This window comes from Shewanella sp. 10N.286.51.B2, assembly GCF_041469265.1.
In the GTDB taxonomy this organism is placed as follows: Bacteria; Pseudomonadota; Gammaproteobacteria; order Enterobacterales; family Shewanellaceae; genus Shewanella.
In genome coordinates this window covers 1-23,049 of the sequence record NZ_JBFRKH010000041.1, presented here as the reverse complement: position 1 = coordinate 23,049, position 23,049 = coordinate 1, and the positions used below count along the sequence as shown (strand labels likewise).

The following is a 23,049-nucleotide window of genomic DNA, read 5'->3' as shown; positions in this document are numbered from 1 at the left end:
GATTAGCTTTAATTAGCTGAATAACACCTGAATACCATGTCGGTTTATGGTGTGGTTAAAAGCAATGTCTTAACGCTGCGCTCAAGAGGCAATGGATTAGGAATAGGTAGATTTTGCGGGCTAATGCTTTTAAGGCGCACAGTTGTACTTTATGTAGCCAAATAATAAGGGCATCAAATGATGCCCTTATTGATTTTTTACTCAAGCTAATGACTTTAAGTTAATGATTACCAGATTTTTACTCGCTCATCAGCGGCGATAAACATCTTGTCACCTTCTTTTACGCCATAAGTCTGGTAAAACTCAGGCATATTAGACAGTGCGCCTAATGCACGGAAGTGACCTGGTGAGTGCGGATCAGTAGCAACGCGGTTACGCAGCGCTTCTTCTTTCATTTTTACTCGCCAAATTTGGCTAAAGCCCATAAAGAAGCGCTCATCACCCGTTAAGCCGTCAATGACCGGTGCTTCTTCACCGTTCAATGACATTTTGTAGGCTTTATAAGCGATGGTTACACCAGATAAGTCACCGATGTTCTCACCTAAAGTTAGCTCACCATTAACGTGTAAATCATCAAATACTTGATAACCATTGTACTGAGTTATTAATGCTTTACCCTTAGCGGTAAAGGCTTTTAAATCAGCTTCAGTCCACCAATCACGCATGTTACCTTCGCCATCAAATTTAGCGCCTTGATCATCAAACCCGTGGCCCATTTCGTGGCCAATGACTGCACCAATGCCGCCGTAGTTTACCGCGTCATCAGCTTCAAGGTTGAAAAATGGTGGCTGTAAAATAGCTGCAGGGAAGACAATCTCGTTCATGGTTGGATTGTAATAAGCATTAACGGTTTGCGGCGTCATGTGCCACTCGCCTTTATCAATTGGCTGACCAAGTTTTGCGATATCTTTGTTATGAGAAACAACCGCAGAACGTTTAATGTTGCCGTGTAAATCATCGGCTGCAATAGTGAGTTTGCTGTAGTCTTCCCACTTATCAGGGTAACCAATTTTAGGATTGAATTTAGCCAGCTTATCTTTAGCTGCAACTTTAGTGTCTTCGCTCATCCAATCCAATGATTCGATGCTAGTGCCGTAAGCGCCACGTAAATTTTCAACCAATTGGCTCATACGGGTTTTTGCTTCTGGTACAAAGTGACGTTTTACATACACTTTACCGACAACTTCACCCAAGGTGCCACTGACTGTGCTTACGCCGCGCTTCCAGCGAGGTTGTTGCTCTTCTTGGCCATTAAGTGTTTTTGAGAAAAACTCGAAGTTTTCATTATCAAGCGCTTCAGATAAGTGACTCGCATTATGAGTGAGTGCCATCCAGGTCATGTAGGTTTTCCAAGTATTAAGATCATTGTCTTTAATTACTTGGTTCATGCCTTCAATAAAGCTTGGTTGGTTAATGATGATGTCAGACTGCTTATCACCACCAAGGGCTGCTAAATAGCCATCCCAGTTAATGTCTGGTGCTAAGGTCGCTAAATCTTTAACTTGATAAAGATTATAAGTTTTAGTGCTGTCGCGGGTTTCAACTACATCCCAATGTTGCTCAGCGATAGCGGTTTCTAATGCTAAAACCGTTTGCGCTGCTTGCTTGCCATTTTCAAGGCCGGCAAGGTCAAACATCTTCTCGATATGCTCAAGGTATTTGCTACGAATATTAACGAAGCGCTCTTCTTCATTGAAGTAGTAATCTTTTTCAGGAAGGCTAAGACCATATTGCCAAATATGGGTGGCGTAACGGCTTGAATCTTTAGCATCAACATTGACATAAAACGCTAATGGTGTGCCGCCACCATTAACTTGGCTTTCGCCAAAATAGGCGGTTAATTCATTTTTATCTTTTAGCGCGGCAATTTGGGCAAATTCAGCTTGGATTGGGCTAATACCTAATTTATTTAAGGTTTCAACATCCATAAATGAACGGTAAAGATCGGCCACTTTTTGCTCATCAGTACCCATTTTAAGATCTGGGTTTGCACTGACATCTTCGATGATGGCTTTAACGTCGTCACGGGCATTTTCGCGCAAGTCGTAAAAGGCGCCGATATTGGTGCGGTCACCAGGGATTTCCGCGGTGTTTAACCAGCCGCCATTTACGTAGAGGTAAAAATCATCTTGTGGGCGAACTGACTTGTCCATATTGTCAAAGCTAATACCTGAGGTAAGGGCTTTTTCAACGGCAACTGCGGTTTCTGTTTTAGCGACTTCTGGTGCTGCGGATTCAGTGACTGCTTTATCTGAATTGCAGGCACTAAGGCCTGCGATAAGTGAGGCGCAAAGCCCACCGATAACTAGCTTTTTCATGTTGTTTCCCTATGCATTGAAGAGTGAAGCCTTTTTATCGGCCTTAATTTTGAGCTGTTTTTATTGTTCACTGCCTTAAGACAGTTTTATGTGACCAACATGTTAAGTCTTAACAGGGGCACTTAACAAGGGCTAAGGCTAGGCTTTTAGTGATAAATTGAGCATTTATTGACTGTGTTGTGTAACTAAAAATTACCAGAATGTTACAGTGGCCATTTATCGTTTTCTATTTGCTAGCCAACAGCTCATAATAGCGACCAATTAGTTTTCACTTGGTTTTATATATGCGTTTAGACAAATTTATCTGCGAGAGCACCGAGCTGACTCGTTCATTAGCAAAAAGAGTTATCAAGTCAGGTGAAGTGACCTGTAATGGTGACGTGGTTAAAGACGCGAGCTTTAAAGTGAAAGATGATACTGAAGTGTGTATCGAAGGTCGTCAAATTAAGATCGTGGGCGAGCGCTACATCATGATGCACAAGCCTGTTGATACCATTTGCTCAACCATTGATGAAGAATATCAATCGGTGTTGGGATTAATGGATATTGAAAAAGTCGATACCCTGCATATTGCTGGGCGTTTAGATGTGGACACCACAGGTTTGGTGCTGATCACCAGCGATGGCCAGTGGTCACATAAAATCACCTCACCTAAAAAAGATTGCGGTAAACGTTACCTTATCGAAGCTGCTGCATCACTTGATCCTGCATTGGTGGAAACCTTTGCCGAAGGGATCCAATTAAAAAGTGAAGACGGCTTAACTAAACCGGCGCTGCTAGAGATCATTGATGAATACCATGCCAGATTAACTATCAGCGAAGGTAAGTACCATCAAGTGAAGCGTATGTTTGCTGCTGTGGGGAATCGGGTGGTCAATTTACATCGTGAAGCTGTGGGTGAAATTGAACTTGATGCTGATTTAGAAGAAGGCGAATGGCGTTTTCTCACCGATGCTGAAATCGCCTCAATTTAACACTTACGCACTGTTAAAACCAAAAAAGCAGCCTAAGGCTGCTTTTTTAATGGCTCAATAAATCGTGAAGGTGTTATTTGCTAAGAGGGCTATTCACTATAGCCAAACAGTGATTTTACCGTTTCTAAGGTATCATCAATGGTTTTGATACTTGAAGGACAAATAAAGATAGTGTCATCACCAGCAATAGTCCCCAAAATCCCTTCAGGCTTACCTATCGAGTCTAATAATCGGGCAATAAGCTGCGCTGCGCCGGGGCTGGTTCTGACTACGATCATCGCTTGGTTATGATCCACATCCAATACCAAGTTTTTAACAGGGCTGCCTGCTGTTGGCACACCTAACTCAGCGGGTAAACAATATACCATTTCTTGCTTAGCATTACGGGTACGTACTGCACCAAACTTACTTAGCATACGGGAAACTTTTGACTGGTTAATATTGCCAAAACCTTCTGCTTGCAGTGCGATTACGATTTCACTTTGGCTACCAAAGCGCTCTTCCTTTAATATCGACTTAAACGTCTTTACGAGTTCATCCTGATTCTTAGTCGCTGGCATATTTTTTTCGTCTTATAGTAATTTTTAAAAAGAATAGATTTTATTCAAAAAAGTAGCTCATTCTGAATAGATAAACGCATCAAGTCAAGAAATAAGCTAAATTGGTGAATAAAAATTCATTTTAGCTATTACTGGCTAAATTAGTCATTATTTATATACATATCATAGAATAAGGAAATTAGTGTGATCTACTAAGGGATAATTGAAATCCTCGCTGTGATCCAGTAATGTGACGCCACAAGAAAACATGATCTGTGTCACAGACCAGACTGAAGTCAATCACTAGAACGTAATTGGAGATCATCATGAAAGTAGCTGTACTTGGTGCTGCTGGCGGTATCGGCCAGGCCTTAGCTTTACTATTAAAAACTCAACTTCCTGCAGGTTCAGAGTTGTCTTTATATGACATCGCTCCTGTTACTCCAGGTGTTGCAGTTGACTTAAGCCACATCCCTACAGATGTAAAAGTGGCTGGTTTTGCTGGTGAAGACCCAACTCCTGCGCTAGTTGGCGCTGATGTTGTTCTTATCTCTGCAGGTGTTGCGCGTAAGCCTGGTATGGATCGCTCAGATCTATTTAATATCAATGCGGGTATCGTAAGAAACCTTATTGAAAAAGTGGCGGCAACTTGCCCTAAAGCATTAATTGGCGTTATCACTAACCCAGTAAATACTACTGTTGCTATTGCGGCTGAAGTACTTAAAAAAGCAGGTGTTTACGATAAGAACCGTTTATTCGGTGTGACGACACTTGATGTTATCCGCTCTGAAACCTTCATCGCTGACCTTAAAGGGCTAAACGTTGCTGATGTAAACATCAACGTTATTGGTGGCCACAGTGGTGTGACTATTCTGCCACTTCTTTCACAAGTTGAAGGCGTAAGCTTTACTGATGAAGAAGTTGCAGCGCTAACAACACGTATCCAGAATGCGGGTACTGAAGTTGTTGAAGCTAAAGCGGGTGGCGGTAGTGCGACTCTGTCTATGGGTCAAGCGGCATGTCGCTTTGGCCTATCATTGGTTCGCGGCCTACAAGGCGAAGCTAACGTGGTTGAATGTGCTTATGTTGATGGCGGCAGTGAACATGCTGACTTCTTCGCACAACCTGTATTACTTGGTAAAAACGGCGTAGAAAAAGTATTACCATACGGCGATGTTAGCGCATTTGAAGCTAATGCCCGTGATGCAATGCTTGATACATTAAACGGCGACATCAAACTTGGTGTTGAGTTCGTTAAGTAAATTTAAGCTTATCAATTATTGATAACTTGATTTACCGATAAAAATGCGAAGCCTTTGGCTTCGCATTTTTGTTGCTGACAGGCTAAAGTTGCTGCAAGGGAAAAAGACCTAAGCCCTTTACCAACTAATCAGTTTTCCTTGCCAATCAATAAAGCTGGCTTGTCCATCGTAGTAAATTCGGTCAATTTCAGCGTTGTCATCTTCACTACTTTCGCTTCCAGCTTCCAGCTTCCTTAATTGCGTTATTGATATTCAGTAATTGCGACGCGACAAATTCAGCAGTAAATAATTTTTCAGCGGGCACTTTGGCCTGAAAAGGTTTGGATAATGGGGTGTCTGTGGTGCCGGGATGAAAAGCAATGAGCTTTACGTTTTTGGCACGCCGAGCATATTCAATCGCCGCGGTTTTAATTAGCATGTTTAGCGCAGCTTTTGAAGCGCGATAGCTATACCATCCTCCCAAGCGATTATCACTAATACTGCCTACTCGGGCGCTGAGCACATTAATAATACAGCCCTGTTTACCTGCAACCAGTTTGACTAAATACTGTAGCCACAGCATAGGGGTAATGGTGTTTGACTCAAACAAAGCCTGCATTGCCTCAGGGTTAACATCTTCTAAGCGCTTTTCAGGGGCTATTGTTTTAAAGGGGAGAGTTTTAGAAACTGTGTTTTCTGAGGCGCTCCCTGTTGCTGCGCCAGTCATTTGATACTGATTGTGCAATCTGCCATTACAAATAAATACCCGAGTAATTTTACCTTTAAACGGCTGCAATTGCTGGCACAGTGTGGCAATGGCGTCTGCTGAATAATCGCAGCTAATATGTTGCTGAGTTATGGGGTTAGTACTTTCATTAGCCAATTTCGTCTCAGCAGTTGCAGATTGGCTGATACTGATGAGGTGCTTTATGTCAGTTGCCGTATCTTGCTTAATCAGTGCTGCAATAATGGCCTTTGCAATCCCAGAAGATGCACCAATGATTAACGCAACTGAGCCTGAATTTGCAGTGAATGATTGGCTCAAGTAAATCTCCTTGGGTTGATGGCTGATTGTAGCTATGGCTTTAAGCAGTTAACTCACTATTTGATGCTACAGCTACCATCTTCACAGCGCTGCTTACCGGTTAACAGGTAGGATAATTTGTAGCGGTGTTTTGCAAAACCAAGATAAGCCACATCGGCTAATGGTTTGATGCAAGGTAAGCGCAATAACTGTACCCATTGATGTTTTCCTGTAAGTGCCCAAGCTTTTGCCGTCACATCCAGTCCCAGTAATATTTCGCCATGGTTGGTTTCTGCATGCAAAATTTTGTTGGCTTTTTCTAAGTCGATATGGGGATACTTTTCGGCAAAACCGTCTTGGTTTAAATCAGCCAGCTCAATTTTGTGCAAGCGGTCATGTTGCTTTAATTGTTGCATTTCATTGCTGCATAAGGGGCAGGCACTGTCGTAAAAAATCCGTAATTCCATCTCGATACCTCTATGGTTAATTACTAAGTTCTAAATTAACTCAATAAGTTACTACAATGAATAATACGTCAAATGTGCTTGTTTAGATCTTTGTTGCTGGCTTATAGTCGCTATTATTGTAAGTTTTTGAATGTTATTATCTAGTTAACTAAAATGTTTCGGAGCAAAAAATGAAGAAGCCCTGTAAATTTTCTTCTTTACTCGTGTTCTCCTTGGTGGCTTTAACCAGTCCCTTTCTCGCGTATTCTACTGCTGCTGAGCAGACTACAACAGCTGCATCATTTGACCCCAGGCCCGTTAAAGTCCTGCAAATTGATGTGGGCAGTGATTTTCGAGAACGATTTTTACCTGGTGAAGTAAAAGCCTCAGAAAAAGCCGCTTTATCTTTTAGGGTTGCTGGTGAAATTGCTGACATTTTTGTGCGCCCCGGCGATGCCGTGGAGCCCGGCCAAGTGCTTGCGCAACTTGATGGCGCTATTTATATACAGCAATTGGCTGTCGCTCAGGCGCAATTTGAATTAGCTAAAGTTCTGTTCGAGCGTAATGCATCTTTGGTTGAGCAAGGGGTGGTTTCGCGTAATGATTACGATCAAACCAAAAGCGATTACACCATTGCCCAAGCCGCATTAGACAAAGCCAAAGCAGATGTGACTTACACCAAATTATTGGCTCCTTACAAAGGCATCATTTCTAAACGCAGCAAGCGTGCTTTTGAATATGTTCAAGCCCAAGAAGAAGTGATGGGAATTCGGATCGAATCAGCCATTGATATTAGTTTTCAGTTACCTGAGCAGTTTATTGGTGCGATTCAAAAAGCCGGTTCAAGCTTTGATAAGATGCAAAACCTTGAGGTGAAGTTTGACAGTCGCGATCGTTGGTATGCTGCCAGTTTAAAAGAGCTCAATACCATTGCCGACTCAACCACAGGTAGTTACACCATCATTTTAACCCTGCCAATGCCTGAGCAACTTAATGTGCTACCGGGGATGTCGGCCCAAGTAAAAGTCAAACTGCCTGCCAGAACCGCTGATGCTCATCCTAAAATTCCTGCTGGTGCTGTGATTACTGAAAATGAAACTGACTTTGTTTTTATCTGGTCTCCAAAGGCGTTAACCCTTGAAAAAGTACCAGTAAAATTAAAAGGCAATCGCTTAATATCTGGCCTTGAAGATGGTGACTGGTTAGTCGTTGCTGGAGCATCTGAGCTTAAAGATGGCCAAGCTGCGGTGCAATGGATTAAAGAGCGAGGCTTATAAATATGAACAGTAATTTTATCTATAGCATGCTTAAAAGTGTTGGCCTGCTGCTGGCGGTTATGACTCTGAGTGGCTGTGACAAAAGCCCCGATATTGAGCCCAATGTTACTAGAGTTACGACTTACGCTTTACCGGTTGTAGATAACTCGGTGATCCGTGAGTTTAATGGTGTTGCTAGAGCGCAAGACTTAACTAACCTTTCTTTTCGTGTTGGCGGCCGTATCGCGCAAATTCCTGCGAGCAAAGGCAAAAAAGTCGAAAAGGGAGATTTACTGGCGATATTAGAAAAAACTGACTTTGAGATTGCTTTAAGCGATCGAAGGGCACGTATGGAGGTTAATTTTAAACAATCTGAACGTGGTAAACAGTTGGTGGCTAAGCAGTTAATGGCGCAATCTGATTATGATCAAATGAATGCCCAGTACTTAGTAGCAAAAGCCGAGGCAAGGCAAGCAGAGCTTAATCTGCAATACACTGAGCTAAGAGCGCCCTTCTCAGGGGTGATCAGTGATGTATTTTTAGAGTCTTTTGAAAACGTGCAGCCGGGCGTGCCAGTGGTAAGTATTCAAAAGATTGAGCGCATCGAAGTGGATGTACAAATTCCTGATATGTTGATTGCGGTGTCAAAGAAGGCTAAGGACAGAAGCGTAGGCGCATTGCTAGAGGTCAGTTTTGAAGCCTTTCCTAATGCCACATTTGATGGCCATTTACTGGAAGTTAACACCGAAAAAGATCCCGCAACTTCAACCTATATAGCCACAATTGCCGTTGACTTAGACCCTAAATATAAAGTGCTTGAAGGTATGCCTGCCAAGGTGAAAGTTGACTTAAGCCACCTTACTTACACCTACAACCGACAGTTCTTGGTGCCTATCGAAGCGGTGATTATGCAAGATGGCAGTGACATTGTAATACAAGACAGTGGTGTTTGGCTGTTTGATAAATCTGATCAATCTATCCAGTATCAGCACGTGACTTTAGGTGTGATCGTCGGCGACAGAATTGAAGTTATCGATGGGCTAAAAGATGGCCAAGTGATTATTCAAACGGGCGCTTCACGTTTAGTGGCTGGTCAAAAAGTACAAGTAGTAGGGGGAGTGTAGGCTGATGATTGTATTGTTAATAAACCCATTACTCACAATCGTTCCAGCTAACACAAAGGAAAGTGTCATATGAATATTGCAGGCTACTTTGTCAAAAACACCGTCATTAGCTGGATGTTTACCCTGATCTTATTGATCGGCGGCTTAATGTCATTTACCGGCCTTGGCCAATTAGAAGACCCACCATTTACCATTAAAGATGCGGTAGTTGTCACCCTGTACCCAGGGGCGACCTCAACGGAAGTTGAGGAAGAAGTGACCTACCCAATCGAAAAGGCCATTCAAGAATTGCCTTATATCGATACTCTCAAGTCATTAAGCACATCGGGAATGTCACAAATTACTGTGACCATGAAAAATAACTACGGCCCTGATGAGCTTCCACAAATTTGGGATGAGCTGCGCCGCAAAGTGAATGATATGTCGTCCAGCTTACCGCCAGGTGTTCAGGCCCCGATGGTCAATGATGACTTTGGTGATGTTTACGGGGTGATGCTAATGGTCAGCGGTAGCGATTACAGTTACCGCGATATTTTAGATTACGTCGATTACGTTAAACGTGAATTAGAGCTCGTGCCAGGTGTGGGTAAAGTGTCATTGGCAGGCAATCAACAAGAACAAGTTTTCGTTGAAATGTCGCTTAACAAAGCTGCCAGTTCTAATATCGACCCATCTTTAGTGAGTAACCTGCTTAACTCACAAAATATGGTGTCTGATGCCGGTAACATTCAGGTTGCCGGTGACAACTTAAAAATCCGTACCAGTGGTGGCTTTAAGTCTGTTAGCGAGTTAGAAGGGCTGATTATTCCAGGCACCCAAGGCGATAAGCTTATTTACTTAAAAGATGTCGCCACAGTATCGCGGGGCTTTCAAAATATTCCCACCAATCTACTGACCTTTAATCAGCACAATGCGATCAACATTGGCATCGCATTTTCAACCGGGGTGAATGTGGTTGAAGTGGGTAAAGCCATTGACGCCAAGCTTGCCAGTATTGAAAGTGTCCGCCCAGCGGGCATGATGATTGAAACCATGTATAACCAGCCTAATGAAGTAGATGCTTCAGTGGGCAGCTTTGTATGGAACTTAATTGCCGCGGTAGTGATCGTAATCGGCGTGCTACTGGTCTTTATGGGCATTAAGTCAGGTATTTTAATAGGGTTAATTTTGTTCTTAACCTGTTTAGGCACCTTCATGTTGATGCTGCAAGCAGAGATTGAGCTGCAGCGAATATCCTTAGGGGCGTTAATTATTGCCTTAGGGATGCTGGTGGATAATGCCATTGTTATTGTTGAAGGCATATTAATCGGCAGGCAGCGGGGCCAAACGACTTTAGAAGCTGCTCAAAGCATTGTAAAACAAACCATGTGGCCATTACTTGGTGCGACAGTGATTGCTATTACTGCCTTTGCGCCAATCGGTTTATCACCTGATGCTACCGGTGAATTTGCGGGATCTTTATTCTGGGTATTACTGTTTTCACTGTTTTTATCTTGGATTACTGCCATTACCATCACACCATTTTTTGCGCAGTTATTTTTTGGAAAAGATGCTGAAAAAGTGGAAGGTGAGCTTAAAGATCCCTACGGTGGTGCCTTTTTTGTGTTTTACAAAGTATTACTCGATTGGTGTATGAAGCATCGCTGGGTGAGTGTTATCGCCGTGGTGATGGCATTTTGTATTTCGATTTATGGCTTTGCTTACGTTAAGCAATCGTTTTTCCCGCCTTCTACCACGCCGATTTTCTTAGTGGATGCCTGGATGCCAGAAGGCACAGATATTCGTGAAACTCAGGGTATTGTCGAGGGCATGGAGTCCATCGCCATGGGGCTTGATAATGTTGAGTTTGTTGGCTCGAGCATAGGTAAAGGCTTTCCGCGTTTTCTACTGACTTACTCGCCAGAGAAAAACTACGCATCTTATGCGCAAATGGCTATTCGCACCGAAGATTTTGAGTCTCTTAGTGAGGTAATGACTGAATTTAGAAGGGCAGTCGAAGCTAAATACCCGCAGACGCAGTTTAAGTTTAAGCGCTTAGAAATCGGCCCTTCAACAGACGCTAAAATTGAAGCGCGTATTAGCGGCGCAGACCCTGATGTATTGAGAAGCATTGCAGCGCAAGTGATGGAGATATTCCAGGCCACACCGGCAACCGTTAACGTGCGTCATGACTGGCGTGAACGGGTGAAATACATTGCGCCTCGCTTTAATGAAACCCAAGCAAGACGTTTAGGTATCGTAAAAAGTGAAGTAGATGAAGCGATTAAGTTTTCGTTTACAGGGTTACAAATAGGGGTATACCGCGAAGGGACGACCTTATTGCCAATCATTGGCCGTTTACCAGAAGATGAGCGTATTGATATCGACTCACTTGAAAGTGTTCGTATTTGGAGCCCTGCGCTGTCTGCCTTTGTACCGCTGCAGCAAGTGGTTGATGGGTTTGAGGTTAAGTTTGAAGATCCCATTATTCAACGCCGGGATCGCAAACGTACCTTAACGGTATTTGCCGATACGGATTTTGAGTATGATATTTTACCGGCGCAATTGTTTGCCCAAATTAAGCCACAAATTGAAGCGCTAGAATTACCTGTGGGTTATGAGCTGCAGTGGGGCGGTGAGTTTGAATCATCCAATGATGCACAAGAGTCATTATTTGCCACCTTGCCACTGGGCTTTTTATTCATGTTCTTAATCACGGTATTCTTGTTTAACTCAGTGAGAAAACCATTAGTGATTTGGGCGTGTGTGCCGCTGGCCATTATTGGTATTACCTCAGGCTTATTGATTTTAGATAAACCCTTTAGCTTTATGGCGCTGCTGGGAATGTTAAGTTTATCGGGTATGCTACTTAAAAACGGTATTGTCTTGCTGGATCAAATTAACACTGAGATTAATGACGGCGTCGAAACCTTTGAAGCGGTATTTAACTCAACCGTTAGCCGTGTTAGACCCGTTTGTATGGCTGCTATCACCACCATTTTAGGGGTGCTACCGCTATTGACCGATGCCTTCTTTGAGTCATTAGCGGCGGTAGTGATGTTTGGTCTTGGGGTTGCAACCATATTGACATTAATCATAGTGCCGGTGTTTTACCTTATTTTCTTCAAGGTAAGTTATAGAAATTATAAAGAGTTTTAGTAAGCCAACTAGCTTGAAGTTAATCCTGTGGTAGTTGATTTTCTTTAAGCTGACTAATTAAGGTAAGTTAACTAAGCTATCAAGCACGTAAACTCGCATAATGGTTTGTTTATCGCTATAAATAGGAGAGTCAGCAGAGTTTACGTTGGCTCTTTTTTTATTTGATCTTTACTAGATGTATTCACGTATTGCGCATTGGTATACAAAAACAGTATACAAAAACGCGTATTCAAAATGAGGCTTTCTATGTCAATTAGCCAAGCAATTATTAAAGTTACTAATTTACGTTTACGTACTTTCATCGGCTTTAACCCTGATGAACGAGAAAAGCAGCAAGATGTTGTTATTAATATTGAAATTCAGTACCCAGCCGATAAGTCTTTTCAAACTGATGATGTCGCTGATGCGCTGAACTACAAGATAATCACCAAGAAAGTGATCCAACATGTTGAAGAAGGTCGATTTTTATTACTGGAAAAATTAGTTGCTGATGTGCTGGCAATTTGCAGTGAGCATCCTTCCATTACCATGTCGCGGGTGACAATCGACAAACCACACGCATTACGTTTTGCCGACTCTGTTTCATTATCATTAGAGCAGCGAAAATAAAGTGAGTTTTAATTTGGCACGAGTTGCCATAAGGAAAACACATGATTTCTGAAGAAGCACGTAAAGTACAGCAAGTACTGATTGAGCGAGGTCTTGAAACCCCAGTCGTTGAAAATGATATGACTAACGAGCAAAAAGTGGCTCGCATTCAAGGATTGATGACAGAAGTTATCTCTACCCTTGGACTTGATTTAACCGATGACAGCTTATGTGAAACCCCTCATCGAATCGCCAAAATGTATGTTAATGAAATCTTCTCTGGGCTTGATTACAACCACTTCCCTAAAGTCACCCAAATTGACAATAAAATGGGCGTAGATGAAATGGTTAAAGTCAGTGATATTAGCGTGGTTAGTACCTGTGAACATCACTTTATTACCATCGATGGTGTTGCCAATGTTGCTTATGTGCCGGGGCGCAAAATTATTGGTTTATCTAAAATTAACCGCATAGTGAAATTTTTTGCCCAGCGACCTCAAGTACAAGAGCGACTCACCCAGCAAGTGCTGGTGGCACTGCAAACCTTGCTTGAAACCGACGATGTTGCCATTAGTATCAATGCCACCCATTACTGCGTTAAATCCCGAGGCATTATGGATACTCAATCCTATACCAAAACCTCCGCACTAGGCGGCTGCTTTAAAGCTAACCCTGCCTCAAGAGCTGAATTCTTTGCTAAGAGCTAATCGGCTTTAGCTTGAATCATACTTTAAAGGTCATTAATTTCGAGTCAATGAGGCTATTATTAATTGCTTATGATTAATTGCAATGATAAACGACTGCATTAATGACCTTTTTTAACACTTCTTATTTTCAATAAAAATCATCATAAGAGAACTGCAATGAAGCAAACTATTTTCATTACTGGCGTCGGCAAACGTATTGGTTACGCCTTAGCAAAGGACTTTCTCGCTAAAGGCATGAAGGTCATCGGCACCTTTAGAACCCATTACCCCTCTATTGATGAATTAGCTGAATTAGGTGCCGACCTTTATCAATGTGATTTGTGCATTCCTGCTGAAATAGACGATATGTTAGCGCGCATTAATGACACCCATGACGAGCTTCATTGCATCATTCATAATGCATCTGACTGGCATAACGATAAAACCAAGCCGGGCATGACCTCAGCCGATATCATGAACCGAATGATGAATATTCACGTCAGTGCGCCTTATCAAATAAACTTGGCTCTGGCCGACAAATTAATCGCTTCAGCAAGTGGCAATATTGGCAGTGCTAATATTATTCATATTACCGATTACGTGGCAGAAAAAGGCAGTAAAAAGCATATTGCCTATGCGGCCAGTAAAGCGGCAATGCACAATTTAACCCTGTCATTTGCGAGTAAACTTGCGCCTATGGTGAAAGTCAATTCCATTGCCCCTGCGATGATTTTGTTTAATGAAGGCGACGATGAGGCCTACAAAGCAAAAGCGCTAGCCAAAGCCATACTGCCTAAAGAGGCGGGTAACCCTGAGATCATTGAATTAGTTGATTACCTGACAAGCAGTCAATACGTCACTGGTCGCAGTTTTGCGGTGGATGGTGGCCGTCACTTAGCCTAACTGTGTTTGCTATTGAGTTTATATAGGGGAGCTACGGCTCCCTTTTTAATGGCTGAATATTTTAAATAGACATCTAGACGTCTTATTGTTAGTGTGGAGTACCACTGGTTTTTGGTTGTTTTTTATCCGGCTATTAATTCGAAAGTTTATCCGGCAAACAACTTTTTGGTAGATGGCCCAATTTGAATATCTTAAGGTAAAGGAAGGCATTATGACGGCAGAAAACATGAAACTGGAATCACTGGCATTACATTATGGCTACGAGTCGGAAGCGACCACCAAGGCCGCAGCAGTGCCGATTTACCAAACCACGTCTTACACCTTTGATGATACCCAGCATGGTGCCGATTTATTCGATTTAAAAGTGGCTGGTAACATCTATACCCGCATCATGAACCCAACCACCAACGTGCTTGAGCAGCGCTTAGCCGCCATCGAAGGCGGCATTGGTGCCTTAGCGGTGGCATCAGGTATGGCGGCCATCACCTATGCGATACAGGCGCTCACCCAAGTAGGCGATAATATTGTTAGCACTAGCCAGTTATATGGCGGTACTTATAACTTATTCGCCCATACATTGCCCCGCCAAGGGGTTGATGTACGCATGGCGGCCTATGATGACTTTGACGGCTTAGATGCGCTAATTGATGATAAAACCAAAGCGCTGTTTTGTGAGTCCATCGGCAATCCAGCGGGTAACGTGGTCGATTTACAACGCTTGGCCGACATTGCCCATAAACATGGGGTGCCGTTAATTGTCGATAATACTGTGGCAACGCCCGTGCTTTGCCGCGCTTTTGATCATGGCGCAGATATTGTGATCCACTCACTGACCAAATACATTGGCGGCCATGGCACCACTATTGGCGGGGTGATCATTGATTCAGGTAAATTTGATTGGGTCGCCAATAAAGACCGCTTTGCGATTTTAAATCAACCCGATCCGTCTTATCACGGCGTGGTGTACACCGAAGCCTTTGGCCCCGCTGCCTATATTGGCCGCTGCCGGGTCGTGCCCCTAAGAAACACCGGCGCAGCTTTATCACCCCAAAGTGCGTTCTTATTACTCCAAGGGCTAGAAACTTTAAGTCTGCGCATGGAACGCCATTGCAGTAATGCCCTAGCGTTAGCCGAGTATTTACAGCAACACCCTAATGTAAGCTGGGTAAACTACGCTGCGTTAGCTGATAGCCCATTTAACGCGACATGTAAAAAAATCACCGGCGGTAAAGCCTCAGGCATTATCAGTTTTGGGATAAAAGCAGCCGATGCACAGGCGGGTAAAGTGGCTGGTGGTAAATTTATTGATGCGCTGCAAATGGTGCTGCGATTAGTGAATATTGGCGATGCAAAGTCACTGGCTTGTCACCCTGCCAGTACCACCCATCGTCAGTTAGACAGCGCAGAATTAGCTAAAGCTGGGGTATCAGAAGATTTAGTACGTATTTCGGTGGGCATTGAGCACATCGATGACATTATTGCCGATATCAGCCAAGCGTTAGATAAAGCGGTGAGTTAACGCCAGTGTTTTAATGAGTTCTCAGCCTAATATTAAGCCCATCATGATATTGTCGTGATGGGCTTTTTTTGCATGTTAATTGCTGACATATTAATGGTTTATATATAGGATATGCGCCTTGTAGGGGTGATAATTATTGGTAGCGGCACATCCCAATATTCTACTGGGAGTTGGCTCACTTGCTGGCAGTCGTGGGCAAAGCCCACTGCTAATGGTTTCCCATCAATCACTTGGCACAAAGTGCGATCGTAATAGCCACCGCCCATGCCCATGCGATTGCCCTTGTCATCAAACGCAACCAGTGGAGTGACAATCATATCCAGTTTGTTTACTGGGATAATATCTTGCACCGACAACGCAGGCTCAGCGATACCATATTGATTGAATACCATTTTTGATTCGGCATGGTAATGCAAAAACAACAAGTTACCTTTGCTAAATGGGTGAATGCGAGGTAAGTAGGTTTTTACCCCGATGTGCCAAAGGGCTTCTATTAATTTTTGTGTTGCCAGTTCTCCGTCATGGCTGATGTACAGAGCCACTGTTTGGGCATTTTTTTGCTGTATTTCTGCCAGCATATGGCGGCAGGCAATTAACGAAAGCTGGTGCTGTTCTGCTTGGGTATAACTTTTACGTTCTTGACGAATATGCCGGCGAATAAAGTCACGGTTCATGCCTTGGCTATCAAATAAGGCGTAACGTTCTTGATCGCTCAATTCAAAACCTTGGTCTTGATGGCTCAGGTTATCAATATCAAGATGTTGATTATCATCTGCCACAATACTCAGGGTTTGATGCGCACCAATATGGTGTTTATTGCTTTGCGTTATGGTATTTGCAGACTTATTGATAGAAGAGAAATAAGTAATATTGATAGTTGGAGTGCGAGCTGGTGAAGGTTCGACCGAAATGGCATTGGTCATTAAGCGGGTCATACTCATTATTGGCGGTACTCCATACTTGCCATGTCTATTAAGGTTAGAGTACTGCGTTCGAGGGTATTTTAAAAGGGCGACTGGCTAAAATATCCCCCAGCCAGTCGCTTTATGGATAGTTATTTGTCCAGCTTTAAAGATTTAAGCAATACGGCGCAGTCGTATTCAGATACTGCGGTTTTGGCCTTTATCCAGAATCGTCTGCGGGTGGTGATAATCCCTGTTGCAACCGCTAATACTGCTATCTCAATATAAATAAACGGCATATATTGAATAGCCGGATCCAGTGCAGCGCCTAAGTATCGCGAGTAATTCGAATAGTGCTCTGGTATAAATTGCACTCGAGAGCTTACGGTTTCTAAGCCGAATTGGAGCGCTGCGACGCCAGCTACAGCAGCCAAACCTGCCAGTATTTTGAAGTACCACTTTTTAGGCCCAAAAAAGCCCGCAAAAACCAAATATAAACTCAGCAGTAACCCGCCACCCACTAACATGTTGGTGGGGAGCAAAGGGTAATGGCTAAGGGTGAACAGGATAGCAACAAGGTTCAGTAAAAAGTACGATACTACATAGCCAGAAAGTACAGTTAACCCTAGCCGTTTGGGCTGACTAATTTGCTTCCAATACAGTTTAGGAATAGCGACATATAATCCCCAAAACCATGCAAGGACGATAGGGTAGTTTGACCAAGTGGGGAGTCCATAAAGGCCGAATCTCGCTAACAGTAAATCAATAAAAAATTGATAATGACTTAGCAGCCCCGAGCGATACTCAGCATCATAAATCATTTCAGGTGCTAGCATGGCAAAACACATAGCTACCATAGCTAAAATTAGTCCCCAATTGACAACGCCTTTGACCAACTGCCATGCAAAACCCTGATTGTTATCTTTTTTAAGTTGAGATACCAAGCTTTGGTAGTTGCTGATGACCGCCTCTTTGATATCTTTTGATACCCAGTTTTCAGTCAGTAAGGCAATTTTTGTTTTGGTTTCATGGGCTTCAATAATATTTTTAATGGCCGGAATCGCTAAGGCTTTCTTATCATCGTCTTTGTCTCCGGCGGCTAACTTTTTGGCATTTTTCCACACTGCTGGGTCATATACGCCACCGGCATTGTGAGTCACATTGTTGGTACCTGCAAAGCACAGGGTGGTATCGGTGTTATCTATGGTCGCGGTATATTGTAGGGTCGGTAGGTTGGCAGTAAAACCATAGATGAACGTACAGCCATTTAGGGCTTCAGTAACGTCAATTTCATTCACGTCACTGATGTTGTTAATAATATTAAAGCCCGCATTGGTAACGTAATCTGTTATCCACTGGTGATAATCGGGGCTGTTGATAAACCATTTAGTTGATCGTTTTGCATCGCCATCAATGGTGTAGCTGTAATATAAATATCCGCCGCCATCACAAGTTTTACAGGTGACTTGACCTGAGCCATTACAGGTGTAACAGGTTTTTGTCCCGCTGCCATAACATGATGAACACGACTCTGTGGTGTAAACGGTGCGGTTATTGTGATCTTGCCTAGTCACATGATGACGGCCGCTGCCGCTACAAGATGTACATGATGTTGAGCCATTGCCATTACACGATGAGCATGAACATTTGCCGCGGCCATTACAGATATGGCAAATATCTTCACCCACATAACTATCAGGTGCTGAACCTAGATTGGTATCTTTAATGATAAAGTTTTTGGCGACATCAGCGGTTAAGATTTTTTTAAAGGTCTCATTAAAAAATCCATTTTGACCACTGACATACTCTTTGGCTTTATTGTGGGCACAATCACACGCTTGCGATGAGCTTCCTGACTGTATGCCTGATGGACAATAGCCACCGTGTTCGTGTTTGGTTACCCCAATTTCAATTGTCCAACCAAAATGAAATTTAACATTGGTGGTTTTGGCGCTTTCATCACTTAATACCACAGGGACATTTACCCCCGTTAGCTCTTTACCGTTTGAGCGGATAAAATCTTGAAATTGTTCTAATTTACTCACGTAATATGTCCTGTTAATCAATGCGTGAAAGACTAAAAATTATGTTATCAGTTAACGTTAACTATGCTGTTAAAGCTTAATGTTGAAAGTGGTCTCATCATTTTTGAGGTAGACCCACTGCCGCACCGAGTTATGGCCTGGAGCGCTGACTTTAATGTCGTAACCACCGGCAGGCAGTTTCATTCCCGCTTGGTATTTGGGCTTTATATTCATCACTGCCACCTTGGCATTGTTAACATTGGTTTTAATGGTTAAAGGTAAAAGCGGCGCATGTGCTTGCGCTGACTGCGATGGTTTTTTTGTGACAGTTAATGGCGACATAATCGCTTGATCAAAGCGGTGAATTGGCTCACTGATGGCATCAAATCCCTGGGTGATAAACAGGCTTTGATCAATGGCTGTGCCAATTGGTTGCACCATAGGCTGAGTGACCAATAGCCACTTAAGCGCATAAGAAATGCTGGCAGAGTCATTTTTTTTCATTTGCTCAAAAAAGTAGTGCAGCGCTGAGCCATTAGCGGTGTAATGATTACCGCCTAGCGACAGTGGCACCACAAAAATAGCCACTAATATCCCCGCTGAAATAGCCGGTTTTATATAGGGTTTTGTAGGGCGGGCCTCGGCGTTTGAGGCGCGCTTTGCTTGTACTAACTCAAATGCTTTCATGGGTAGCTTTAACACGGTTAGCAACACCAACGCCAAGCTAATTGACATGGAAATAGGCGGAATAATCGTTGCTCTTAGGGCTGACTTACCGCTTGATTCAAATGCGCCGCCGTCAGCAAACTCAGCTTGCTGAGCTTCAAGTACATTAAGATACTCGGTGGTTTTGCGCTGAATATTAGGCTCAATGATGCGCTGCTTAAACTCACGATTATTCCAATCAGCAAGGGTTGGGTTCACATACAGTTCTGCCATTTTAGCTGCTATGCGGCGCTGAATATCGCCCTGTTGCTGAAACTGCTGCCAGCTTAAATTAGGCGGCATATCATTGCCTTGCTTCTTCATGGCTGCACGCCATTTGGCATCCGCTTGTTGGCGCACTTTTTTACTGACAGCATTATCAAAACTCACTCTGTCAGCCATAACCCAAGTGCTTGGTAACATTAGGCCTTTTTGTTTTAATCTGGCGTTGACTTTAGCACTGGTTATTTCATGGTGCCTGAACTCATGTATGCTTGATATCCCTAATGGATAACCGCCAGATTCTTTGACAAAATCTGGCTCCATTTTTACCATCAGCACGCTTTTGTAATGATTTACATCGTTAGTGAATATCATTCTATGATCTTTAAAACCGGCATCGCCGCCCATAGCAGCATCAACGGCTTGCATTGCGGTAAATAGGCCTAAGGTCATTACCCCGCTAATAATTGAATTACCGACATTTTCCGAGGTCGAAATCTCTTCTCGCTTTAGCCAATCATCAGGGGGAATATAGCCAATACCGTATTTGGCGATTTCTTGGTCATAACCGGTTTGTAAACGCTCGAAACAGCGATCGCGACTGCTGCCTTTTTTCATGTCGGCGCATTTATTACGACGCTCAAAATAGTCATACACCTTTGGGGCGATTTGTTGGGCACGGGACTCCACGCGGGCTTCGTAAGCATCAGTCCCTTTTTGGTATTTTTCCCAGCCTTGTTTAACTTGGTTTTGGGTGTCTAGCCAATATTCATTGGAACGCTCTGGCGAGCTGGCCAGTGCTTGGTTGTAATCATTAGAACCTTGAGCGTACTCTTTATAGCTATCTTGTAGGCGCAGGCGAAAACTATCGTAGTCACTATAGTGCAGATCGAAATTCGACATGGCGCGGTCACGGACAAATTTTTCCATGATGGCCCGTTTTTGCTGTTCTAAATCATCGACCAGCTTATCATCGGCATACACAAGGCCGCCAAATACAGACAGAAAGGTTTTTTCGGTGGCGTTATGTTCACTATCGGGATCGTAATGGATCCCTTCAAATTGAATAGACTTTTCAATAAGCGCGCTGCGTAGAACCTGTGATAAGTAAGCTTGTTGGCGCTCCTGTGGGCTTGATGTATCAATAATAAAATGATCCACTAACCACTTTTGACCAAAGAAAACTGTTGGCCACACTATCAGTGCAATCAGTGCAAAATACCCCAATGCCCGCGACACTTTGGCAACGCGGCGGCCCTTTAGTAATAAGTCTGCTAGCAGCAGCGTCACCCCTATACCACTGATGGTGCGACCAAATAACTCAATGGCGTGCAATTCATCTTCGCTGGCATTACGGCCACCGGCGACATCGGTTAAGGCGGCATTAAAAACGGCTTCAGGAAATAAATACACCACTGAGCAAATGAACATCAGTAGCATCCACCAAAAGGGTTTGCCCATTTGGGTTATTTGCGCTTCACGTTGCTGCTGATGCTTGGCTTTAGCCTGCGCTGAATGCTGCTTTGATTTAACCTTATTTAACGCTTGCTCAGCCGCTTGCATTTTTTGTTGTGTCGGGGTGCTATTGAGTAGATCGGTAGCAAAGGGGCTATGATTGTTATTGGTCATTGTTATTAATCATTGTTGTTATCGGTCTAGTTCTAGTTCTAGTTCTCGTTTCAGTTTTAGTTATTTAGCATTGCTGCTTGGCAAGGTTAAGATGATGCTGTCACCTGTATGGGTATCAATTTTTTCATCGGTGATAGTGGGAAAACCATGCTCCAATAACGGCGTAGGCGTGCTGGCTGGCACCACTTTAGCTTTCGCGCTATAGATGGATTTAAGGCCGGAGGTTAATGATAAATAGTAACCTTCATGCTGGTAGCCGAGCATTTCTTTAAAGCGATCAAAGTCAGCATCTACTGGCAGTGAGACAATGTATTGACCTAAATCTGTCACTGCTTGATAGCGCTGCGCTGGCACGGCGGCATTAAACAACTGCTGACAGATCTTGTAAGGCGTGGCATCGACAATGACACCATCAGGCAGATTATTTTTACTCAGTTTGAGCAACTGTGACTGATGATAATCCGTGCCATTAAGTGAATAGCTATACACTTTCATTCCTAGTCGCTGAGCGCGTTGTTTTACCCCAGAGTTTTGCATGTAGCTGCGAATATCAAGGTGGATCCCTGAGTTGTAACCCAGTTTTGCTCTTAGCTTTTTGAGTGCATCAGTGCTGGTGTGATCTTGATAACGGGAGCGATATCGTTTGGTACCATAATTGCTAGCGCGCTCAATATTAGTGTGATTTTCTAGATAGTAAGCATCGTTACTTGCGCCTTTGCGTAAGTCGCTGCGCAAGATATCAATGCTGGTAGGGTGACCACCTTGGACAAAGCCCAAGTAAACAATAGGGTTTATGCCTCGCAATTTCACTAAGGTATCTTGCTCAGACGATGAGAAGTAATAGCCTTCGTGGCCGACGTACTTTCTGAGCATATTATCTAGCTCAAGCAATTTTTGGTCATTGGCTTTTGACTTTATTTCTACATTTAATTTTTGATTTGGCAGTCGCTGGGCGGCGAATATTTTAAAGGACTCTTTAGCGGTGATCGGCCGCTCATTGAGTAGATTGTTATTATGCTTGTCCCGCAGTTTTAGCCGTTTAAACTCTTTAAGGTTCATGCGTTCCAGTTTGAAACGCTCACCGGTGTAATGCACAGTGGCGCGGCCAGTTTGGCTGTCATGGTGATTTACCCAAGTGCCATCGCCCAGCAACATGACATCAATTTCAACACTGTTGAAGTTATCGTTAAGTGCGGCAGAAATTGCATTGTAACTGCTTTCAGGCTGGCGAAAATCACCACGATGGGCTGAAATATCAATTTGGCATTGCGCTTTTGATAGCATCTTAATATTGCCGTTACTGGCAAGATATAAATTACGATCGCCTAAGGCCAATTGAGTATCGACAATATCTTTGCCGTGAGTTGCAGCATCATAGGGCAAGTGGCTCAGTTTTTTAGGGGTGACATGCACAGTTTTCACTGGCTCTGGAGTCGATTTACAAGCTGAAAGAATGAAAAATGAGCTAAAAAGAATAGAATAAAGTAGTAGGGTACTTAACTGGCGGCTTGGCATAACTCATTATATAAATTGGCTAATTTTGCTATTTTATACCGTAATCTAAAGGTTAAGACAATAACAACCATAACTTTAACAAGTGTGTCAGCCCCGAAGAAGTTTTTGATTCACTTTACTGAGGCTTTAGTTGGTTTTGATACATTTTTTGTAGGAGCGTTAGGGCCTGTTTGGCGAATGATTGACAACCCATTATAAGTTTTAGCCATAAAAAACACCGTGAAGATGTTGTTTAAAAATGAGTGACTTTGCCAAAATATCGAGCTTGTGATTGAGAAGGGCTTGGATGGTTAAGG

Annotated in this window: 17 protein-coding genes; 9 read left to right on the top strand and 8 right to left on the bottom strand. The window is 43.2% G+C overall.

Annotated elements, in window-relative coordinates; all coding sequences use genetic code 11:
• Window positions 1-227: 227 nt before the first annotated feature.
• Window positions 228-2,318 (bottom strand): M13 family metallopeptidase, encoded by a 2,091-nt coding sequence (locus AB4140_RS11275; protein WP_102531731.1) that lies wholly within the window; start codon window positions 2,316-2,318, stop codon window positions 228-230.
• A 284-nt stretch (window positions 2,319-2,602) separates the two neighbouring features.
• Between AB4140_RS11275 and rsuA the strand changes: the two genes are divergently transcribed.
• Window positions 2,603-3,292, top strand: coding sequence for a 16S rRNA pseudouridine(516) synthase RsuA (gene rsuA, locus AB4140_RS11270; protein WP_102438498.1), 690 nt, complete (start codon window positions 2,603-2,605; stop codon window positions 3,290-3,292).
• An 89-nt stretch (window positions 3,293-3,381) separates the two neighbouring features.
• On the opposite strand, the gene argR is transcribed toward rsuA, so the two are convergent.
• Window positions 3,382-3,852, bottom strand: a complete 471-nt coding sequence (argR, locus tag AB4140_RS11265; protein WP_076539676.1) for a transcriptional regulator ArgR — start codon at window positions 3,850-3,852, stop codon at window positions 3,382-3,384.
• A gap of 305 nt (window positions 3,853-4,157) precedes the next feature.
• On the opposite strand from argR, the gene mdh reads away from it, so the two are divergent.
• On the top strand, window positions 4,158-5,093 hold the full coding sequence (mdh, locus tag AB4140_RS11260) for a malate dehydrogenase (RefSeq protein WP_102438496.1): 936 nt from the start codon (window positions 4,158-4,160) through the stop codon (window positions 5,091-5,093).
• 205 nt (window positions 5,094-5,298) lie between these two features.
• Here mdh and AB4140_RS11255 read toward each other — a convergent pair whose 3' ends face one another.
• Complete coding sequence (locus AB4140_RS11255) at window positions 5,299-6,117, bottom strand: SDR family NAD(P)-dependent oxidoreductase (protein WP_372000975.1); 819 nt, start codon at window positions 6,115-6,117, stop codon at window positions 5,299-5,301.
• Window positions 6,118-6,173: 56 nt separating this feature from the next.
• Entirely contained in the window at window positions 6,174-6,563 is a 390-nt protein-coding gene (locus tag AB4140_RS11250) for a thiol-disulfide oxidoreductase DCC family protein (protein WP_102438492.1), read from the bottom strand.
• A 170-nt stretch (window positions 6,564-6,733) separates the two neighbouring features.
• Between AB4140_RS11250 and AB4140_RS11245 the strand changes: the two genes are divergently transcribed.
• The 7 genes from AB4140_RS11245 (at window position 6,734) to AB4140_RS11215 (ending at window position 15,756) form a co-directional block, all read left to right on the top strand.
• Window positions 6,734-7,819 carry an efflux RND transporter periplasmic adaptor subunit gene (locus AB4140_RS11245; protein WP_102531729.1) on the top strand — a complete coding sequence of 362 codons (1,086 nt, stop codon included), beginning with the start codon at window positions 6,734-6,736 and terminating at the stop codon, window positions 7,817-7,819.
• A gap of 2 nt (window positions 7,820-7,821) precedes the next feature.
• On the top strand, window positions 7,822-8,922 hold the full coding sequence (locus tag AB4140_RS11240; protein ID WP_241903521.1) for an efflux RND transporter periplasmic adaptor subunit: 1,101 nt from the start codon (window positions 7,822-7,824) through the stop codon (window positions 8,920-8,922).
• Between the two features lie 69 nt (window positions 8,923-8,991).
• Window positions 8,992-12,060 (top strand): efflux RND transporter permease subunit, encoded by a 3,069-nt coding sequence (locus AB4140_RS11235; RefSeq protein ID WP_102438488.1) that lies wholly within the window; start codon window positions 8,992-8,994, stop codon window positions 12,058-12,060.
• Between the two features lie 252 nt (window positions 12,061-12,312).
• Entirely contained in the window at window positions 12,313-12,669 is a 357-nt protein-coding gene (gene folX / locus AB4140_RS11230; protein ID WP_076539769.1) for a dihydroneopterin triphosphate 2'-epimerase, read from the top strand.
• 41 nt (window positions 12,670-12,710) lie between these two features.
• Entirely contained in the window at window positions 12,711-13,355 is a 645-nt protein-coding gene (gene folE / locus AB4140_RS11225; RefSeq protein ID WP_076539661.1) for a GTP cyclohydrolase I FolE, read from the top strand.
• A gap of 156 nt (window positions 13,356-13,511) precedes the next feature.
• A complete protein-coding gene (gene folM, locus AB4140_RS11220; protein WP_102438483.1) occupies window positions 13,512-14,237 on the top strand; it encodes a dihydromonapterin reductase in 726 nt (241 codons plus the stop codon).
• A 226-nt stretch (window positions 14,238-14,463) separates the two neighbouring features.
• Window positions 14,464-15,756 carry an O-acetylhomoserine aminocarboxypropyltransferase/cysteine synthase family protein gene (locus tag AB4140_RS11215; protein ID WP_102438582.1) on the top strand — a complete coding sequence of 431 codons (1,293 nt, stop codon included), beginning with the start codon at window positions 14,464-14,466 and terminating at the stop codon, window positions 15,754-15,756.
• A gap of 98 nt (window positions 15,757-15,854) precedes the next feature.
• Here the strand turns inward: AB4140_RS11215 and AB4140_RS11210 are convergent, their stop codons facing one another.
• The 4 genes from AB4140_RS11210 to AB4140_RS11195 form a co-directional block, all read right to left on the bottom strand.
• Entirely contained in the window at window positions 15,855-16,697 is an 843-nt protein-coding gene (locus tag AB4140_RS11210) for a 5-formyltetrahydrofolate cyclo-ligase (protein WP_241904091.1), read from the bottom strand.
• A 113-nt stretch (window positions 16,698-16,810) separates the two neighbouring features.
• Complete coding sequence (locus tag AB4140_RS11205; protein WP_303410338.1) at window positions 16,811-18,703, bottom strand: hypothetical protein; 1,893 nt, start codon at window positions 18,701-18,703, stop codon at window positions 16,811-16,813.
• Between the two features lie 69 nt (window positions 18,704-18,772).
• Window positions 18,773-21,238: a hypothetical protein gene (locus tag AB4140_RS11200; RefSeq protein WP_372000972.1), complete on the bottom strand. Its 2,466-nt coding sequence runs from the start codon at window positions 21,236-21,238 to the stop codon at window positions 18,773-18,775.
• A 60-nt stretch (window positions 21,239-21,298) separates the two neighbouring features.
• Window positions 21,299-22,753, bottom strand: a complete 1,455-nt coding sequence (locus AB4140_RS11195; RefSeq protein ID WP_372000970.1) for a glycerophosphodiester phosphodiesterase — start codon at window positions 22,751-22,753, stop codon at window positions 21,299-21,301.
• Between the last annotated feature and the right edge of the window lie 296 nt (window positions 22,754-23,049).

What these genes read in the sequence shown, in the direction of transcription:
- AB4140_RS11200 (WP_372000972.1), bottom strand. Translation starts at nt 21,238, where the DNA reads ATGACCAATAACAATCATAGCCCCTTTGCTACCGATCTACTCAATAGC.
- AB4140_RS11235 (WP_102438488.1), top strand. Translation starts at nt 8,992, where the DNA reads ATGAATATTGCAGGCTACTTTGTCAAAAACACCGTCATTAGCTGGATG.
- AB4140_RS11210 (WP_241904091.1), bottom strand. Translation starts at nt 16,697, where the DNA reads ATGAGTATGACCCGCTTAATGACCAATGCCATTTCGGTCGAACCTTCA.
- AB4140_RS11250 (WP_102438492.1), bottom strand. Translation starts at nt 6,563, where the DNA reads ATGGAATTACGGATTTTTTACGACAGTGCCTGCCCCTTATGCAGCAAT.
- rsuA (WP_102438498.1), top strand. Translation starts at nt 2,603, where the DNA reads ATGCGTTTAGACAAATTTATCTGCGAGAGCACCGAGCTGACTCGTTCA.
- AB4140_RS11275 (WP_102531731.1), bottom strand. Translation starts at nt 2,318, where the DNA reads ATGAAAAAGCTAGTTATCGGTGGGCTTTGCGCCTCACTTATCGCAGGC.
- AB4140_RS11245 (WP_102531729.1), top strand. Translation starts at nt 6,734, where the DNA reads ATGAAGAAGCCCTGTAAATTTTCTTCTTTACTCGTGTTCTCCTTGGTG.
- folE (WP_076539661.1), top strand. Translation starts at nt 12,711, where the DNA reads ATGATTTCTGAAGAAGCACGTAAAGTACAGCAAGTACTGATTGAGCGA.
- AB4140_RS11195 (WP_372000970.1), bottom strand. Translation starts at nt 22,753, where the DNA reads ATGCCAAGCCGCCAGTTAAGTACCCTACTACTTTATTCTATTCTTTTT.
- AB4140_RS11215 (WP_102438582.1), top strand. Translation starts at nt 14,464, where the DNA reads ATGAAACTGGAATCACTGGCATTACATTATGGCTACGAGTCGGAAGCG.
- folM (WP_102438483.1), top strand. Translation starts at nt 13,512, where the DNA reads ATGAAGCAAACTATTTTCATTACTGGCGTCGGCAAACGTATTGGTTAC.
- mdh (WP_102438496.1), top strand. Translation starts at nt 4,158, where the DNA reads ATGAAAGTAGCTGTACTTGGTGCTGCTGGCGGTATCGGCCAGGCCTTA.
- AB4140_RS11240 (WP_241903521.1), top strand. Translation starts at nt 7,822, where the DNA reads ATGAACAGTAATTTTATCTATAGCATGCTTAAAAGTGTTGGCCTGCTG.
- argR (WP_076539676.1), bottom strand. Translation starts at nt 3,852, where the DNA reads ATGCCAGCGACTAAGAATCAGGATGAACTCGTAAAGACGTTTAAGTCG.